The organism is Bradyrhizobium sp. LB14.3, from assembly GCF_040547985.1.
Lineage (GTDB): Bacteria > Pseudomonadota > Alphaproteobacteria > Rhizobiales > Xanthobacteraceae > Bradyrhizobium.
In genome coordinates this window covers 53764-69936 of sequence record NZ_JBEPQT010000030.1, presented here as the reverse complement: position 1 = coordinate 69936, position 16173 = coordinate 53764, and the positions used below count along the sequence as shown (strand labels likewise).

The following is a 16173-nucleotide window of genomic DNA, read 5'->3' as shown; positions in this document are numbered from 1 at the left end:
GCACAGCCCGCGGTCGGGACGAAGAGGTGGCCGCAGTCGAACAAAAAGGTGACTGCTCTCCTTGACACACACATTCCCCATGTGAGCAATCCAGACTGTGTCCGCGGAAGGAGCCTGGATTGCTTCGTCGCTTCGCTCCTCGCAATGACGAGTGGCTAGGCCGGCGCCCCGATCACGCCCTTGGCGCGCAGCGGACGTAGACCATGTTGCCGTAGCGGGTGGCGGCATCCTTGTCGATGAAGCGGGTGATGAGGACGCGGCCGTCGAAGGAGACGATCTCGCGGTCCTGCTCGCCCGGTGTCGGACCCGCCGGCCCGATATAGTTCTTGCCGCTGGGCGAGCCCTTCAGCCGCAGCTCCTGCGGCGTCGCCTGGTCGGCGAGATGCATGATGACGCCGCCGGAGGAGCCGGCGGTGATCACGTAAGGATTTTTGCACTGGGCCCGGGCGGCAGCCTCGGTGCGGGCGCGGTCGGCCGGGTTCTGGAACGAGGCGAGACCCCAGCGGCCGACGATCTCGTCGGCGCGGATCGACGCCGGCATTTCCGGGCCGGCCCCGGGCTCGGCCTCAGGCGGCGGTGAGGACGACGAGAACGACGGCAGGCTCATGCCGCCGCCGCAGGCGCCAAGCAGCAGCGCCAGGCAAGAGGCGGCCGCCAGATTGGCAACCGTGCGTGCGTGAGCTGAACTGATCATGACATTCCCCCGAGCAAACTGCCCCCCAAACAAGACCTCGACCGCATCCCTCCTGCAGCCAAGCGCAAAACCGCTGTCGGAGCAATGACGTCCTTTATACGCCAGCGCGACCAATAGGTTTCTGTAGACACAATCCTATATCCGCCTCACCAATCGCTTAACCACCTTTGCTTGACAGGATCGCGGCCAAGCCATATTTCCGGACGCACTATTAGCACTCGGAAAGCCCGATTGCTAAGCGCGCCGTCCGATCCTCGGCAAGAGGGTGGACGGGAAGCGCCGCCCCATCCACTTCCGCTACATCCGAAGCGAGCCTCCAAAGGGAAACGTCATGGCTAAATCCAAATTTCGTCCGCTGCATGACCGTGTCGTGGTCAAACGTATCGACGCCGAGGAAAAGACCAAGGGCGGCATCATCATTCCGGACAGCGCCAAGGAAAAGCCGTCCCAGGGCGAAATCGTCGCCGTCGGCCCCGGCGGCCGCGACGAGGCCGGCAAGCTGACCCCGATCGACCTCAAGGTCGGCGACCTCGTGCTGTTCGGCAAGTGGTCGGGCACCGAGGTCAAGATCGACAACGAAGATCTCCTGATCATGAAGGAATCGGACATCATGGGCGTCATGGCCTAAGGCCATCAGCCTGAACAGCCGCTGAATGTCATGCCCGGGTCCCTGAGATCCGGGCATCCATCATTCCGCCGGGTTCGATTCCGGACTCCGGACTTGCGACGCCGAGCGGCAGACACATCACGAAACAAGAGGAATTACAGACCATGGCTGCCAAAGACGTCAAATTTTCCGGAGACGCGCGCGATCGCATGCTGCGCGGCGTCGACATTCTCGCCAACGCCGTCAAGGTGACGCTCGGCCCGAAGGGCCGCAACGTCCTCATCGAGAAGTCGTTCGGCGCGCCCCGCATCACCAAGGACGGCGTCACCGTCGCCAAGGAGATCGAGCTCGAGGACAAGTTCGAGAACATGGGCGCCCAGATGGTCCGTGAGGTTGCCTCCAAGACCAACGATCTCGCCGGTGACGGCACCACCACCGCGACCGTGCTGGCCCAGGCCATCGTGCGCGAAGGCGCCAAGTCGGTTGCTGCCGGCATGAACCCGATGGATCTCAAGCGCGGCATCGACATCGCGGTTGCCGCTGTCGTCAAGGACATCCAGAAGCGCGCCAAGCCGGTCGCAGCCTCCTCCGAGGTCGCCCAGGTCGGCACCATCTCGTCCAATGGCGACACCGCCATCGGCAAGATGATCGCCCAGGCGATGCAGAAGGTCGGCAACGAGGGTGTCATCACCGTCGAGGAAAACAAGTCGATCGAGACCGAAGTCGAGATCGTCGAGGGCATGAAGTTCGACCGCGGCTATCTGTCGCCCTACTTCGTCACCAACCCCGAGAAAATGACCGCCGAGCTCGAGGACGCCTACATCCTCCTGCACGAGAAGAAGCTGTCCGGCCTGCAGGCCATGCTGCCGGTGCTGGAAGCTGTGATGCAGTCGGGCAAGCCGCTCGTCATCATCGCCGAGGACGTCGAGGGCGAGGCGCTGGCCACCCTGGTCGTCAACCGCCTCCGTGGCGGCCTGAAGGTCGCCGCCGTCAAGGCGCCGGGCTTCGGTGATCGCCGCAAGGCCATGCTGGAGGACCTCGCGATCCTCACCGGCGGTCAGCTCATCTCCGAAGACCTCGGCATCAAGCTCGAGAACGTCACGGTGAAGATGCTGGGTCGGGCAGGCAAGGTGGTGATCGACAAGGAGAACACCACCATCGTCAAGGGCGGCGGCAAGAAGCCCGAGATCGAGGCCCGCGTCGGCCAGATCAAGGCCCAGATCGAGGAGACCACCTCGGACTACGACCGTGAGAAGCTCCAGGAGCGCCTCGCCAAGCTCGCCGGCGGCGTCGCGGTGATCCGCGTCGGCGGCGCCACCGAGATCGAGGTCAAGGAGAAGAAGGACCGCGTCGAGGACGCGCTCAACGCCACCCGCGCCGCGGTGCAGGAAGGCATCGTCCCCGGCGGCGGCGTCGCGCTGCTCCGTGCCAAGAAAGCCGTCGGCCGTCTCACCAACGCCAATGCGGACGTGCAGGCCGGCATCAACATCGTGTTGAAGGCGCTGGAAGCTCCGCTTCGCCAGATCGCCGAGAACGCGGGCGTGGAAGGCTCGATCGTCGTCGGCAAGATCCTGGAGAACAAGTCCGAGACCTTCGGCTTCGACGCCCAGAACGAGGACTATGTCGACATGGTCGACAAGGGCATCATCGATCCCGCCAAGGTGGTCCGCACCGCGCTCCAGGACGCCGCCTCGATCGCCGGCCTGCTGGTGACCACCGAGGCCATGGTCGCCGAGTCACCGAAGAAGGAAGCGCCCGCCATGCCGGGCGGCGGCATGGGCGGCTTCTAAGGCCGATCCTCGCCTGACAGTGTTGCGAAGGCCGCCTCCGGGCGGCCTTCTTTTTTGCCGATCATGGCCTGTGCTTTCCAATTCAACCGGCGCCCAAAACCCACTACGGTAACGCCCGATTCGAATTGTTTGGGCATGATCTGATCGGAAAAACCGCTTCACACTTTTCCGGATCATGCCCCATTGCCCGGGGATTTCGTCGATGCGCGCGCTTCTGGTTTGCCCGACAGTTTTATTGGCGGCTCTGCTTGCAGTTTCGCCTGAGGTCGCATCCGCCCAGATGAAGCTGTCGCCGAAGGCCACGGCGCCCGGCGGCGCGGAGACGCGCTATTTCACCTCGATCGACGGGCTGATGGACGGCAATGCCGACGTGATCCTGAAGGAGACACGCCAGGGCAAGACCGTCACCGCAGCCGTGCTCGACGTCTGTTATCCGGTCGCGAAGAATTCCGACCGCAAGGACCGCTTCGTCGTCAATCTCCAGGTCGCCGGCCAGAACCTGACGGGTACGACGCAGAGCCTCGGCGCGAAAGCGCCCGTCACCGTCAAACTGCTGCGCAAACAGGCTGGAGACACGTTCGAATTCCGCGGCCAGATCAGCATTGGCCAGGCCGTGACCGAGGTCACCTCTCCCGACAATTCCGATCTCAGCGAGAAGGAATTCCTGGACAACCAGACCTCCGACGACGGCATCACGCCGCAGCCGAAGGATTTCACCGACGTCTCGCCGGAAGCGATTGCGGTCAAGGTCAAGCTGGATGCCGCGACGGAGTTCCTGAAGAGCCTGAAGGGCCAGGACGTCGAGGTGACGCTGGCGAGTCTCACCGTCGGCTGCGACGCGCTGCGCGCAGGTGAGCAGACCATCAACATGTCGGTCGATCCGGAGCGCGCAGGCGCCCTGTTGGAGAAATTCAAGGCGATGCCCGGCGTCATCACCGCGGGCTGGACCGCGGGCATGACCGAGATGGACCGCACCATCCGCATCCCCGCCGCCGACTGGCGCGACGGCGACAAGCTCAACCGCGACAAGCTCGCGGCCGCGGTGGCTGGCGTGCTGAGCAGGACGCTCGCGGCAAAGCCGGTCTCGCAAAGCTTCAACCCGGCCACCGGCAAGCTCAAGCTGGTGTTCAAGCGGCCGAACCAGGATTTCCCGGCACTCGAGCTGACCGACACGATCGAGGTTGCAGGGCTCTTCTCGCCCGACAAACCCGGCACGTCCGACAAGCTCATGCTCTGGATCGGCAGCCCCGCAACCACGACAGCCGACGAGAGCAGCGGCGCCAAGCTCAATCTCTCGGACGAAGCGACGGCCGACGAGGAAGGCGATCAGCCCGACGACAACGGTTCGGTCGAGGCGCTCACCAAGGAGCTGAAAGGCCAGCGCTGGGACGCCGACAAGTCGGTGTGGAAGTAGTACGAGGCAGGGTGCCCCGGACGCAGCGCGAAAGCGCTGCAGGGCCGGGACACGAAAGCTAATTCCCGTTGACGCGAAAGCGCAGCGGCTTGGGGCCGACGAGCGTGAGCTCGTCGCCCTGACGCTTCCAGGTCTCGGCGCTGCCGAGCGCTGCTACGAGATCGTCGTCGGCCTGCGCTCTTGCCGGCGGGCAGGAGCGGTCCTGGATCTGGCCGGGCATGAAGATCACGGTGTTGCCGGCGACCGAGAACTGGCCCTTGCCGCCCTTGCACCAGAGCTCCAGCACCACCTCGCCATTGTCGCCGATCTCGATGTTCGGAATCCGCTTCGAGCCGGGCTGCGGCAGTGCTTCGAGCGTCATCTCGGTGCCGAACGGGAAACCGTCATCGGCACGCGCGACAGTGGCCATCGCGAGCGTCGCAACCGCCGCACACACCATCTGCTTGAGCGAAACCATGAGACCTCTCGACCGACCTGATTTGCCGCACCTTCTATAAGACGGCAGCTGCAATGAGAAGCTTCGCCCGCATGCAAAAATCCCCGCGGAGAGACCTCCGCGGGGATTTGCATCGACGCCGGGCGTGGCCTGCTACTTCAGCACCATCGCCGTGAACGGCCAGACATAGGCCTGTAACGTCACGAACACGCCGACCAGGGAAGCCAACACGATCGAGTGCCAGAACACAAAGCGCAGGATGGTGCCTTCATGGCCGTACCAGTTGGTCGCGGTCGAGGCGACCACGATCGATTGGGCGTCGATCATCTTGCCCATCACGCCGCCGGACGAGTTTGCCGCCGCCATCAGGATCGGCGACAGGCCAAGCTGCTCGGAGGTGATCTTCTGAAGATTTCCGAACAGAACGTTGGAAGCGGTATCCGATCCCGTCAGCGCCACGCCCAACCAGCCGAGCAGCGTGCCGAAGAAGGGATAGAGCACGCCGGTTGCAGCAAAGGCGAGGCCGAGCGTCGCGTCCACGCCGGAGAGCCGCGTCAGCGTGCCGATCGCGAGCATCGCCGAGATCGTGATCAGCGAGATCGCGCACAGCCGGATGGTGCGGCCGTATTCCGTCAAGAGCCGGCCAGGACCGACGCCCATCAGGAAGCCTGAGATGATCGCCGCGATCAGCATGCCCGTGCCGGTGAAGGACAGGTAGGTGAAGCCGAACACCGCACTCTCTTTCGTCGGTCCCGGTGCGACCGGCGGCATCTTGTTGATCATCTGATGCAGCTCGGGAACGGGGTAGTTCCAGGTGAAGATCGAGTTCGCCCAGGTCTTGAAGGCACCGTTGCCCCAGATCAGCATCACGATACAGACGATGATCCAAGGCAGCAGCGCGCTGAACATCTCGCTCTGGGTGAGCGGCGTCTTGTCGAGGGGTTTTGCGGCCGCCATGGTGGAGGTCGATTCATCACGGCTGCGCAGCGCCGGCGACAGCCAGAGCTGCCTGGGCTGCCACACCTTCAGGAACAGGATCAGCGCGCCCATCGAGATCAGCGACGCGCCGATGTCGACGATCCAGGGGTTGACGAAGTTCGAGATCACGAATTGCGGGACTGCGAACGACACGCCGGTGACGAGAACCGCCGGCCACACGTCCTTCATGCCCCTCCAGCCCGCGAACGCCCACACCACCCAGAACGGCACGATCAGTGAGAAGATCGGCAACTGCCGTCCGACCATCGCGCCGAGGATGTAGGGATCGAGCCCGGTGACCGAAGCGAGGCCCTGGATCGGCGTGCCCAGCGCGCCAAAGGCGACCGGTGCTGTGTTGGCGATCAGCGACAGGCCGGAGGCCGCGAGCGGCGAGAAGCCGAGGCCGATCAGCACGGCACCGGTGATCGCGACCGGGGTACCGAAGCCCGAAGCACCCTCGAAGAAGGCGCCGAACGAGAACGCGATCAGCAGCAATTGCAGCCGCCGATCCTCGGTGACCCCGCCGACCGCGCGCTTGAGCAATTCGAAGCGTCCGGTGGTCACCGTCACCCGGTAAAGGAAGATGACGTTGAGAACGATCCAGCCGATCGGAAAGAAACCGGTGACGATGCCCAGCACCGAAGCGCGGATCGACATGTTGGCCGGCATGGTGAAGACGAAGATCGCGATCAGATTGGCCACGATCACGGCGATGATCGCCGCAATATGAGCCTGGACGCGCCCGCTCGCGATCAGGACCAATAGTGTGACGACAGGGACTGCCGCCGCGATCGTCGACAGCACAGGGCTGTGCAACGGGTCATAGACTTGATTCCACATGGTCTTCCTCCCCCACGCATGTGTGCGGCAGGCGGCCCGCGTGGACAGCCGATCCTGCTCGACGCTGAAGCGATAACCGCCGAGTTGGACGCGAATTCCTCGCGAATGCAGCGGTTCCCCTCCCGCTCACAAGCCCGCGAAATCCCGAAGCACCCCACCCCGCGCCGTTGAGGCCCATGCTAGGGTTGCAAGCTGCGACAAGCCAACGCAAATTGCAGAACCTGCGACTTTAGTCTAAGCGCGCCCATTTCCGCCGTCGCGCCCCAAATCTTTGGCCCCGGGCAGTTGTGCACATCCCCTCAGGAGACCCAGCTCTGTGAAGAACATCCGCGCCACGCTCGCGATCGTCTGGCGAATCGCCGCCCCTTATTTCCGATCGGAGGACAAATGGGCCGGCCGCGGCCTGCTCGCCGCTGTCATCGCGATGGAGCTGGCGCTGGTCGCGATCGACGTCCTGGTAAACCAATGGCAGAACCGGTTCTACAGTGCGCTCCAGAATAGCGACTGGGATGCCTTCGTCACGCAGATCTGGATCTTCGTCGGCCTCGCCTCCGCCTTCATCGCGCTGGCGGTCTACAAGCTGTACCTGAACCAGTGGCTCCAGATCCGCTGGCGGCAATGGCTGACCCGGCACTATCTGGGCGAATGGCTGCAAGGCGCCACCCATTACCGCATGCAGCTCAAGGGCGATGCGGCCGACAACCCGGACCAGCGCATCACCGAGGACGTCAAGAACTTCGTCGAGCAGACCCTGACCATCGGGCTCGGCCTGCTCTCGTCGATCGTGACGCTGTTCTCCTTCGTGATCATCCTCTGGGGCCTGTCCAACGCCGCGCCGCTGCACCTGTTCGGCGCCGACCTCATGATCCCCGGCTATCTGTGCTGGGGCGCGCTGGTCTACGCGATCTTCGGCACCGCGCTGACGCACTGGATCGGCGCGCCACTGGTCAATCTCAATTTCGAACAGCAGCGCTATGAGGCCGACTTCCGCTTCAACCTCGTCCGCGTCCGCGAGAACTCCGAGCAGATCGCGCTGCTCAAGGGCGAAGGTGCCGAGCGCGGCCGCCTGCTGGAGCGCTTCGGCTTCGTGATCGGCAATTGGTACGCCATCATGAGCCGGACCAAGCGCCTCACCGCGTTCACCGCGAGCTATCAGCAGGCCGCCGTGATCTTTCCCTACGTGCTGGTGGCGCCGGCCTTCTTCGCCAAGAAGATTCAGCTTGGCGACATGATGCAGACCGCCTCCGCCTTCTCAAGCGTGCAGGGCGCACTGTCGTTCTTCGTCACGGCGTACCGGTCGCTGGCGGAATGGCGCTCGATCGTCGCGCGCCTCGACGGCTTCGAGATGTCGGTCGATGCGGCCGCGAACCTGCCGCCGCACGAGCCGGCGATTGCCCTCGAGCCCGCCGGCGTCAATCGCACTATCGCACTCGAACAGCTCTGCGTGAACCTGCCGAGCGGCACGCCGCTGGTCGCCGCCGACGCCTTCTCCATCCAGACGTCGGAGCGCGTGCTGGTGACCGGACCGTCAGGCTCCGGCAAGTCGACGCTGTTCCGGGCCATCGCCGGCATCTGGCCGTTCGGCACCGGCACCATCTTCGTCCCGGAAAAGGCGAAGCTGATGATGCTCCCCCAGCGCCCGTATTTCCCGGTCGGCGTGCTGCGCGACGCCGTGGTCTATCCGGCCGCGCCGGGCGCATTCGAAACCGCACGCGTCAGGGACACGCTGATCGCGGTCGGACTGCCCGACCTCGCCGAGCGACTCGACGAGGAAGGCCACTGGAATCGGATGCTGTCGCTGGGCGAGCAGCAGCGCCTCGGGCTCGCCCGCGCGCTGCTGCACGCGCCGGACTACCTGTTCCTGGACGAAGCCACGGCCTCGCTGGACGAACCGTCCGAAGCCCGGCTGTACCGGCTGCTGACGGAGAAGCTGCCACAGGCCACCCTCGTCTCCATCGGCCACCGCTCGACACTCGACGCCTTCCATACCCGCAAGGTAACGATGGTGAAGCACGGCGCGATCCACGTTCTCGGTGACAGTGGCGCGCCGGTCGAGAAGGAGCCGAGCGCGGCGCGCTGAGGCGCAACGGCGATGGCCCGCGGGCTATCGCTTTCAAACGACCGATGGGCGGCTTCCGTGCGGCCCATCCTTCGAGACGCCCGCCTCTGGCGGGCCCTCAGGATGAGGTCCTGCCCCGCGACGAAATCCCAACCCTCATGGTGAGGAGCGCCGCCTTACGGCGCGTCTCGAACCATGAAGGCCACGCCCTTTCGCAGACCCCAACCCAAAGCATAAGGGCGGCAGGTTGCCCTGCCGCCCTTATCTAGTCGCTTCGAGAAGAAGCTTACTTCAGGTTGCTCATCGCCGTCAGGTCGAACGACAGCTTGGCAATGCCGGCCGCGCCGCACCAGTTGGAGCCGGCGCCGCCCGGGTTGATCGCGGTGACGTTGGTGGTGCCGGTGGCGTTGAAGGCGCTGGTGAAGGCGTTGCAGTCACCCTTGTTCAGGTCGGTGTCGGAGTAACGCAAGTCCAGCGTGAACACCTTGTAGGTGAAGCCGATGCCGATATTCCAGGTGTTGTAGTCCTTGTAGGGGATACCGTTGGCGAAAACGGTGCCGACACCGGTGCCGTAGAAGGCATCCGAGGTACCGAACCACTGCCGGCCGAATTCACCCGACACGTACATGCCCATGCCGGAGGCGCCGAAGGCTGTGCTGGGCGCCGTGTACTTGGCGGTCAACGAAGCGTAATTGCCCCAGGCACCCGAGTTCAGGAAATTCGGCGAGTAATACTCGGTCGCGCCGACCGTGAAGCTGTCGTTGATGGTGTAGTTCACCTTGCCGTAGACTTCGACGAAGCTGACGTCCTTCTTCATGACGTTGCCGTCGGCGAGGAAGATCGTGGTCGTGCTGACGCCGCAGACGTTGCCGCCGGGAATGCCGCCGGTGAGCACGTTGTCGGCGCAGCTGCCGCCCGGATACAGGTAGCCCCAGATACCAATGTCGAAGGCGAAGGCGCCGAAGGTCGGGCGGATACCGCCGTAGATGTCGACTTCAGCAGCGGCGCGATTGGCGAACGAAATGCTCTCCGCGGACACGCCGACGTAGAGCTGGAGGTCCTTGTTGACGTTGTAGCGCGGCTCAAAATAGGCCGCGACTGACGGCTTGTGGTTCGACTGCGTGACGCCGCGGAAGATGTAGTCGCTCATGATGGCGCCGCCGAAGGCGATATCCCAGGGGTCAAACGCAACCACTGGCGGGGCCTTGGCCTTCACCGCCATGTCTGCCGCGAAAGCCGAACTCGTCACCATTGCCAGCGCCGTTGCCAACAAAGCCACTTTTTTCATTTCGATCCCCATCACCAGTTCTAAGACCCTAGTCGGATCCCGGAAGCCCCCCGGAACGCACGACCTGATTGCAAATTTCGTAACCGCGGCAATTTGGATGGGGTGACGTGAACCGTGAAGCAAATATCGCAGGCATCTGCTGACTTTTTGGGCGTTCTGACGATTCCACGAAAGGTTGTCAGCCTGTGTGTCTTCCCGATCACATCATTTGCATTGCAAAGCGCACAGACATGCCCGGGTTAGTACGGGACCCGCGGTACCGTGCTGTCCGCGCGACGAATCAGGCTGCTCCCGGACAAGACAATCTCCGCGCGCCGTCGCGCCGATGCAAAAAGGCCGCAGCATCACCGCTGCGGCCTTCCTGTTGTCGATCATGGTCGTCGGATTGGATCCAGCCTTTGGCCTAACCTTGTCCCTCGGCCGGCGTCGCTTCCGCAGAAGACGAAGGCATCGCCCAGCTTGTCTCGGCGGCAGGCTCGGGAGCCGGAGTTGCTGGCGCTGACGGCTTCGGCGCGGGAGCTGCCTTCGCCTTCTTCGGTGCCGCTTTCTTGGCAGCCTTCTTGGCGGCCTTCTTAGGTGCAGCCGGCTGAGCTGCCTTCTTGGCCGACTTCTTTGCGGCCTTCTTCGACGCGGCCTTCTTCGCTGATTTCTTGGTGGCTTTCTTGGCAGACTTCTTCGCGGACTTCTTGGCTGCCTTCTTTGCGGTCTTCTTCGCCGCTACAGCCTTCCTGGCCTTTTTGGCCTTCTTGCTTTTCTTCTTCTTCGCTTTCGCCATCGTGGTCCTCCTGTTGCCGCCGAACAATGGTCGATCGGGCGTCTTCAGCCGTCACCTCCGGACGAAAGCTCAGGCCTTTGAAAGCTCAAACTTGCGCGTTCAATGCCGGCCGCGATCCGCCCGTAGCCCAATCGAGAAGCTCAATCGTGTGTACGACCGGAACTGACGTGCCACTGGCAATCTGCACCATGCAGCCGATATTGCCTGTGGCAATCATGTCCGGCTTGACGCTCGCGATGTTGGCGACCTTGCGATCGCGCAACCGGCCCGCAAGCTCGGGCTGGAGAATGTTGTAGGTCCCCGCCGAACCGCAACACAAATGGCTCTCCGGCACATCTTTCACCACGAATCCATTCTTGGAAAGCAATTCTTTCGGAAGGCCCGTGATTTTCTGCCCGTGCTGCAACGAACACGCTGAGTGATAGGCGACGACGATGTTGTCTTGTCGCGCGGTGGCCGCGAGTCCGAGGCCGGCGACGTATTCGGTGATGTCCTTGGCGAGTGCGGAGACCTTCGCCGCGTCGGCGGCAAACGCAGCGTCCTCTCGCAGAAGATAGCCGTAATCCTTGATCACGGTGCCGCAGCCGGACGCCGTCACCAGGATGGCGTCGAGCCCCTCGCCGGCCGCTTCCGTAAGCCACGCCGCGATATTGGCGCGAGCCCGGGCCAGTGCGTCCTGGTCGTTACCAAGGTGATGGGTCAGCGCGCCGCAGCACTGCTCGTCCCTGACAAGGACGACCTCGATGCCGTGGCGCGTGAGGAGATTGATGGCGGCCTGGTTGATGCGCGGCGCCAGCACCTGCTGGGCGCAGCCCTGGAGCAGCGCGACCCGGCCACGCTTCTTGCCGAGCGCTGCGAACACACTGCCGGCGGCGGGTCCCGGCGGCGGCAGCCGGTTCGGCGCCAGTGCCAGCATCGCCTTGAGGCGTTGGAACAGGCCGGGCGTGGCAGATGGCCGGGGCGTCGGCAGGAGCACGGCCAGCGGGCGGGCCAGCCGCGCCAGCACCATGCTCACGCGGAAACGCCGCGGGTCGGGCAGGACGAAGGCCAGCAACCGGCGCAGCAGCCGCTCCGTCAGCGGCCGCTCATAACGCTGCTCGATCCTGACCCGGGCCTGGTCGACAAGGTGCATGTAATTGACCCCCGAGGGGCAGGTCGTCATGCAGGACAGGCACGACAGGCAGCGGTCGACATGCTTGACCACTTCAGCCGTCGGCGTCAGGTCCTTCTCCAGCATCTCCTTGATCAGATAGATGCGGCCGCGCGGGCTATCGAGCTCGTCGCCAAGCAGCACATAGGTCGGACAGGTCGCGGTGCAGAAGCCGCAATGGACGCAGGCGCGCAGGATCTTGTCGGCTTCCGCGATGTCGGGGTCGGCGAGCTGCGCGAGTGAGAATTCGGTCTTCATGCCGTAGGGCCCCGCGTCAGCCGGCCCCGGTTGAGGATGGTCTTCGGATCGAAACTCGCGCGGACTCGTTCGCTCAACGCGACGATGCCAACGGCTTGCGGATGGAACACGTCGACACCGCGCCTGATGTCCTCAGCCGCCCGGATCAGCGTGGCGTGCCCGCCGACCGCATTCGTACGTTCGCGCACGGCCGGGGCGTGGGCGTCCGACTTCGGTGGCAACGCCGCCCAGATCAGTCCGCCGCCCCAATCGTAGATCACGTCGCCGCCGGTCTCGCGCGCCAGCAGCGTCCCCAGAGCTGCGCCCGACGCCGGCGGACAGACGATCCGCCAGACCGGCCAGGCCCCCAGCGCGCCACTGGCAGCGAACGGCAGGACGTCGCGGATCGCGGCCCATAGCGCCGCGGACGCGACGTCCTCGACCAGCGTCGCGGTTCCGAACGGGGCCAGCAATTCGCGCAGCGAGCCAGCTCGGTGGGCGGCGGAGGCAGTAATGCCTTCGAGCCGCAGCACGGTCAGCGCCTCGCCCTGGCCCGCGATATCGCCGAGACCTTCGGTCCTGGTCCGGAACGCCGATTTTGGCAGGTGCGCGGCACCGGAAACGTCAAAGGGCGAGCCGAGCGCCGCGGTCATCGCCTTGTTGGCGGCGGCATCGTCGAGCCCGCGCAGCAGCAGCGTCCGCTCGGCCTCCGGCTTCGGCATCACCTTCAGCGTGACCTCGGTCATGACCGACAGCGTGCCCCAGGAACCGGCGAGAAGCTTGCAGAGGTCGTAGCCGGTGACGTTCTTCACCACCTTGCCGCCGGTCTTGAAGCTGTCGCCGAAACCGGAGACCGCATGCGCCCCGAGCAGATGGTCGCGCGCCCCGCCCGCCCTGATCCGGCGCGGGCCGGCCAGGCCAGCCGCGATCATGCCACCAATGGTGCCGAGCGCGGGCGTGCCGAGCAGCGGCGCCGTGTTCATCGGCTCGAAGGCGAATTGCTGGTTCTTGGCATCGATCAGCGACAGCACGTCGGCCAGCGGCGCCCCGGCCTGGAGCGTGACAATGAGTTCGTTGGGCTCGTAGGCGGTGATGGCATTCAGCGCGGAGACGTCGAGCACGGCGTTGGTCGCCATCGCATGACCGATGCTGCGCTTGCTGCCATGACCGATGATCTCGAGCGGCTGCTCATTGGCAATCGCCGCGCGCACCACCTCTTCGACGTCTTTGGCGTCTCTAACCCTGAGCGTATCCACGACTGAGCCGGTATCCAAGTTTGCAGCGGAAATCAAATTTGGCGCGTTGCTGCGGGGCGACGCTAGAACCGCGGGATGTCCGGAAACGCCAGCTTGCCGGCGTGTACATGCATGCGGCCGAGCTCGGCGCAGCGGTGCAGGGTCGGAAACACCTTTCCGGGATTGAGCAGCCCCTGCGCGTCGAAGGCGCATTTCAGGCGCTGCTGCTGGTTGAGGTCGATCTCGCTGAACATCTCCGGCATCAGATCGCGCTTCTCGATGCCGACGCCGTGCTCGCCGGTGAGCACGCCGCCGAACTCGACGCAGGCGCGCAGGATGTCGGCGCCGAAGGCTTCGGCGCGCTCGATCTCGCCGGGCTTGTTGGCGTCATAGAGGATCAGCGGATGCAGATTGCCGTCGCCGGCATGGAACACATTGGCGCAACCGAGCTGATATTTTTCCGATAGCTCGCGGATGCGCGCCAGCGCCTTCGGCAGCGCACCGCGTGGGATGGTGCCGTCCATGCAGAGATAGTCGGGGGAGATGCGGCCGACGGCGGGGAACGCAGCTTTCCGGCCGGCCCAGAACAGATTGCGCTCGGCCTCCGAGGTCGAGATCTGGCAGGTGGTCGAGCCGCAAGCATTCGCAATCGTCTCGACGCGCGTGATCAGCTCGTCGACCTCGATCCTGGGACCGTCGAGCTCGATGATGAGGAGCGCCTCGACATCGAGCGGATAGCCGGCATGGACGAAGGCCTCCGCGGCGTGGATCGCAGGCTTGTCCATCATCTCCATGCCGCCGGGAATGATGCCCGCGCCGATGATGCGCGCCACGCATTCGCCGGCCGCCTCGACTTGCGCGAACCCGACCATCAGCGCGCGCGCCGTCTCCGGCTTTTGCAGGATGCGCACCGTGATCTCGGTGATGACCCCGAGCAGCCCTTCGGAGCCGGTGATGACGCCCATCAAGTCATAGCCGGTGTTCTCCGCCGACTTGCCGCCGATGCGCAGGATCTCGCCGCTCATCAGCACGATCTCGCAGCCGAGCACGTTGTTGGTGGTCATGCCGTATTTCAGGCAGTGCACGCCGCCGGAATTCTCCGCGACATTGCCGCCGATCGAGCAGGCGATCTGCGAGGACGGATCCGGCGCGTAGTAGAACCCGGCATGGGCGACGGCCTGGCTGATCGCGAGGTTGGTGACGCCGGGTTCGGTGACGACGGCGCGGTTGTCGAAATCGATCTCGCGGATGCGCTTGAACTTGCCGAGGCCCAAGAGCACGCCGTCTTCCAGCGGCAGCGCGCCGCCGGACAGTGAGGTGCCGGAACCGCGCGGCACCACCTTGATGCCCTGCCCTGCACAATATTTCAGGACGAGCGAAACCTGCTCGGTCGTGTCGGGCAGCACCACGACCATCGGCGGCTGCCGATAGGCCGTCAGCCCGTCGGATTCATAGGCCCGCATCTCGGCGGCGCTGTCGATCACGCCTTCGCCTGGGACGATTGCGCGCAATGCAGCCACGATCTCAGCGCGGCGCGCGAGCACGGCTTGGTCGCTCGCAGGCATCATGATGGCCATATCACATCCTTCATGGCGTATCCTTCCCGCTGACGCCGCACGATCGATTTGTCGCGACAAATCAACCACGTCCGCGGTGGTTTGGGTAGGCCATCCGAAAGTCGGATCGACGATCTTGCGCGAGTTCGCTCTGGGACAAGTAGGAAATCGTGAAACCTGTCATGGTTTGGCGGCTTGTCCAAGCCGGGCAGGCCTGCCAAAACCGGCAGGTCCGACGATTGCCGATCAGGCAAGTAACTGACCAGACCCCCAGGGAAGAGACGAAGAGCACCCGATGACAAAACTGATTTTTGGCGCACTGACCATCCTCACCGCGATTGCCACCGCACCTGCCGCGATGGCGCAGGATGCCGCGGCCGGCAAGTCGTCGTTCAACAAATGCCTGGCCTGCCACGCGATCGGCGAAGGCGCCAAGAACAAGGTCGGCCCCGAGCTCAACGGCCTCGACGGCCGCAAGTCCGGTACCGCGCCGGACTACAATTACTCCGACGCGAACAAGAATTCGGGCATTACCTGGAACGAGGCCCAGTTCAAGGAATACATCAAGGACCCCAAGGCCAAGATCCCAGGTACCAAGATGGCGTTCGCCGGCATCAAGAACCAGACCGAGATCAACAATCTCTGGACCTATGTGTCGCAGTTCGACAAGGACGGGAAGATCAAGCAGTAAGCGCGTGAACGGCGGCGTCCTCGCCGCTAAATCCAGGGCATTTTCCTGAAAGAAGCCCCGCCGGTTATGAGCATTGCCATTGTACCACTATGTGGTACAATGCCTCAATCGGCGGGGCTTGTTGATGATCTCGAGTTTCCGTGACGAATGGCTGCGCGCCTTCTTCGTTGACGACGTCAGATCGAGACGGATTCCCGCCGATATCGAGGACAGACTTTTTCGCAAGCTTCAGATGCTCGACGACGCGACGTCGGATCAGGACCTTCGGGTGCCCCCAAGCAATCATTTCGAGAAGCTGCGCGGCAATCTGGTGGGACTGCATTCGATCCGCATCAACAGGCAATGGCGGCTGGTCTTTCGATGGTCCAGCAGCCGGGGCGAGGCCGAAGAAGTCTATTTGGACGATCACAGCTACAGATAGGC

At 64.1% G+C, this 16173-nt stretch carries 14 protein-coding genes; 6 read left to right on the top strand and 8 right to left on the bottom strand.

Going from position 1 to position 16173, the window contains the following annotated elements; all coding sequences use genetic code 11:
- Nucleotides 1–172: 172 nt before the first annotated feature.
- Nucleotides 173–694: a hypothetical protein gene (locus ABIB00_RS33315; RefSeq protein ID WP_027520433.1), complete on the bottom strand. Its 522-nt coding sequence runs from the start codon at nt 692–694 to the stop codon at nt 173–175.
- Nucleotides 695–1025: 331 nt separating this feature from the next.
- Here ABIB00_RS33315 and ABIB00_RS33310 point away from each other — a divergent pair, with 331 nt between their 5' ends.
- The 3 genes from ABIB00_RS33310 (at nt 1026) to ABIB00_RS33300 (ending at nt 4505) form a co-directional block, all read left to right on the top strand.
- Entirely contained in the window at nt 1026–1322 is a 297-nt protein-coding gene (locus tag ABIB00_RS33310) for a co-chaperone GroES (protein ID WP_247343636.1), read from the top strand.
- A gap of 143 nt (nt 1323–1465) precedes the next feature.
- Entirely contained in the window at nt 1466–3091 is a 1626-nt protein-coding gene (gene groL / locus ABIB00_RS33305) for a chaperonin GroEL (RefSeq protein ID WP_247343639.1), read from the top strand.
- A 202-nt stretch (nt 3092–3293) separates the two neighbouring features.
- Complete coding sequence (locus ABIB00_RS33300; RefSeq protein WP_354107275.1) at nt 3294–4505, top strand: hypothetical protein; 1212 nt, start codon at nt 3294–3296, stop codon at nt 4503–4505.
- Between the two features lie 58 nt (nt 4506–4563).
- On the opposite strand, the gene ABIB00_RS33295 is transcribed toward ABIB00_RS33300, so the two are convergent.
- Together ABIB00_RS33295 and ABIB00_RS33290 are read right to left on the bottom strand one after the other, a co-directional pair.
- Complete coding sequence (locus ABIB00_RS33295) at nt 4564–4962, bottom strand: META domain-containing protein (protein ID WP_354107274.1); 399 nt, start codon at nt 4960–4962, stop codon at nt 4564–4566.
- A 132-nt stretch (nt 4963–5094) separates the two neighbouring features.
- Complete coding sequence (locus tag ABIB00_RS33290; RefSeq protein WP_247343650.1) at nt 5095–6759, bottom strand: L-lactate permease; 1665 nt, start codon at nt 6757–6759, stop codon at nt 5095–5097.
- Between the two features lie 316 nt (nt 6760–7075).
- Here ABIB00_RS33290 and ABIB00_RS33285 point away from each other — a divergent pair, with 316 nt between their 5' ends.
- The gene (locus ABIB00_RS33285; RefSeq protein WP_247443000.1) at nt 7076–8839 is read left to right on the top strand and encodes an ABC transporter ATP-binding protein/permease; all 1764 of its coding nucleotides are present in this window, start codon (nt 7076–7078) and stop codon (nt 8837–8839) included.
- Nucleotides 8840–9104: 265 nt separating this feature from the next.
- On the opposite strand, the gene ABIB00_RS33280 is transcribed toward ABIB00_RS33285, so the two are convergent.
- From ABIB00_RS33280 to ABIB00_RS33260, 5 genes are all read right to left on the bottom strand, one after another.
- A complete protein-coding gene (locus ABIB00_RS33280; protein WP_354107273.1) occupies nt 9105–10106 on the bottom strand; it encodes a TorF family putative porin in 1002 nt (333 codons plus the stop codon).
- Nucleotides 10107–10509: 403 nt separating this feature from the next.
- Nucleotides 10510–10881: a histone gene (locus ABIB00_RS33275; protein WP_247343660.1), complete on the bottom strand. Its 372-nt coding sequence runs from the start codon at nt 10879–10881 to the stop codon at nt 10510–10512.
- An 85-nt stretch (nt 10882–10966) separates the two neighbouring features.
- On the bottom strand, nt 10967–12289 hold the full coding sequence (gene glcF, locus ABIB00_RS33270) for a glycolate oxidase subunit GlcF (RefSeq protein ID WP_354107272.1): 1323 nt from the start codon (nt 12287–12289) through the stop codon (nt 10967–10969).
- Nucleotides 12286–13524 carry an FAD-binding protein gene (locus ABIB00_RS33265; RefSeq protein WP_354107271.1) on the bottom strand — a complete coding sequence of 413 codons (1239 nt, stop codon included), beginning with the start codon at nt 13522–13524 and terminating at the stop codon, nt 12286–12288. Before ABIB00_RS33265 ends, glcF begins: the two co-directional genes overlap by 4 nt.
- A 62-nt stretch (nt 13525–13586) precedes the next feature.
- Complete coding sequence (locus tag ABIB00_RS33260; RefSeq protein WP_354052235.1) at nt 13587–15080, bottom strand: FAD-linked oxidase C-terminal domain-containing protein; 1494 nt, start codon at nt 15078–15080, stop codon at nt 13587–13589.
- A gap of 274 nt (nt 15081–15354) precedes the next feature.
- Here ABIB00_RS33260 and cycA point away from each other — a divergent pair, with 274 nt between their 5' ends.
- Together cycA and ABIB00_RS33250 are read left to right on the top strand one after the other, a co-directional pair.
- Complete coding sequence (gene cycA, locus ABIB00_RS33255) at nt 15355–15750, top strand: cytochrome c-550 CycA (RefSeq protein ID WP_247343671.1); 396 nt, start codon at nt 15355–15357, stop codon at nt 15748–15750.
- Nucleotides 15751–15874: 124 nt separating this feature from the next.
- The gene (locus ABIB00_RS33250; RefSeq protein ID WP_354107270.1) at nt 15875–16171 is read left to right on the top strand and encodes a type II toxin-antitoxin system RelE/ParE family toxin; all 297 of its coding nucleotides are present in this window, start codon (nt 15875–15877) and stop codon (nt 16169–16171) included.
- Nucleotides 16172–16173: the final 2 nt, after the last annotated feature.

Excerpts from the sequence above, each read along its gene's own strand:
- cycA (WP_247343671.1), top strand. The coding sequence starts at position 15,355 with ATGACAAAACTGATTTTTGGCGCACTGACCATCCTCACCGCGATTGCC.
- glcF (WP_354107272.1), bottom strand. The coding sequence starts at position 12,289 with ATGAAGACCGAATTCTCACTCGCGCAGCTCGCCGACCCCGACATCGCG.
- ABIB00_RS33315 (WP_027520433.1), bottom strand. The coding sequence starts at position 694 with ATGATCAGTTCAGCTCACGCACGCACGGTTGCCAATCTGGCGGCCGCC.
- ABIB00_RS33250 (WP_354107270.1), top strand. The coding sequence starts at position 15,875 with ATGATCTCGAGTTTCCGTGACGAATGGCTGCGCGCCTTCTTCGTTGAC.
- ABIB00_RS33290 (WP_247343650.1), bottom strand. The coding sequence starts at position 6,759 with ATGTGGAATCAAGTCTATGACCCGTTGCACAGCCCTGTGCTGTCGACG.
- groL (WP_247343639.1), top strand. The coding sequence starts at position 1,466 with ATGGCTGCCAAAGACGTCAAATTTTCCGGAGACGCGCGCGATCGCATG.
- ABIB00_RS33295 (WP_354107274.1), bottom strand. The coding sequence starts at position 4,962 with ATGGTTTCGCTCAAGCAGATGGTGTGTGCGGCGGTTGCGACGCTCGCG.
- ABIB00_RS33300 (WP_354107275.1), top strand. The coding sequence starts at position 3,294 with ATGCGCGCGCTTCTGGTTTGCCCGACAGTTTTATTGGCGGCTCTGCTT.
- ABIB00_RS33280 (WP_354107273.1), bottom strand. The coding sequence starts at position 10,106 with ATGAAAAAAGTGGCTTTGTTGGCAACGGCGCTGGCAATGGTGACGAGT.
- ABIB00_RS33275 (WP_247343660.1), bottom strand. The coding sequence starts at position 10,881 with ATGGCGAAAGCGAAGAAGAAGAAAAGCAAGAAGGCCAAAAAGGCCAGG.
- ABIB00_RS33310 (WP_247343636.1), top strand. The coding sequence starts at position 1,026 with ATGGCTAAATCCAAATTTCGTCCGCTGCATGACCGTGTCGTGGTCAAA.
- ABIB00_RS33260 (WP_354052235.1), bottom strand. The coding sequence starts at position 15,080 with ATGGCCATCATGATGCCTGCGAGCGACCAAGCCGTGCTCGCGCGCCGC.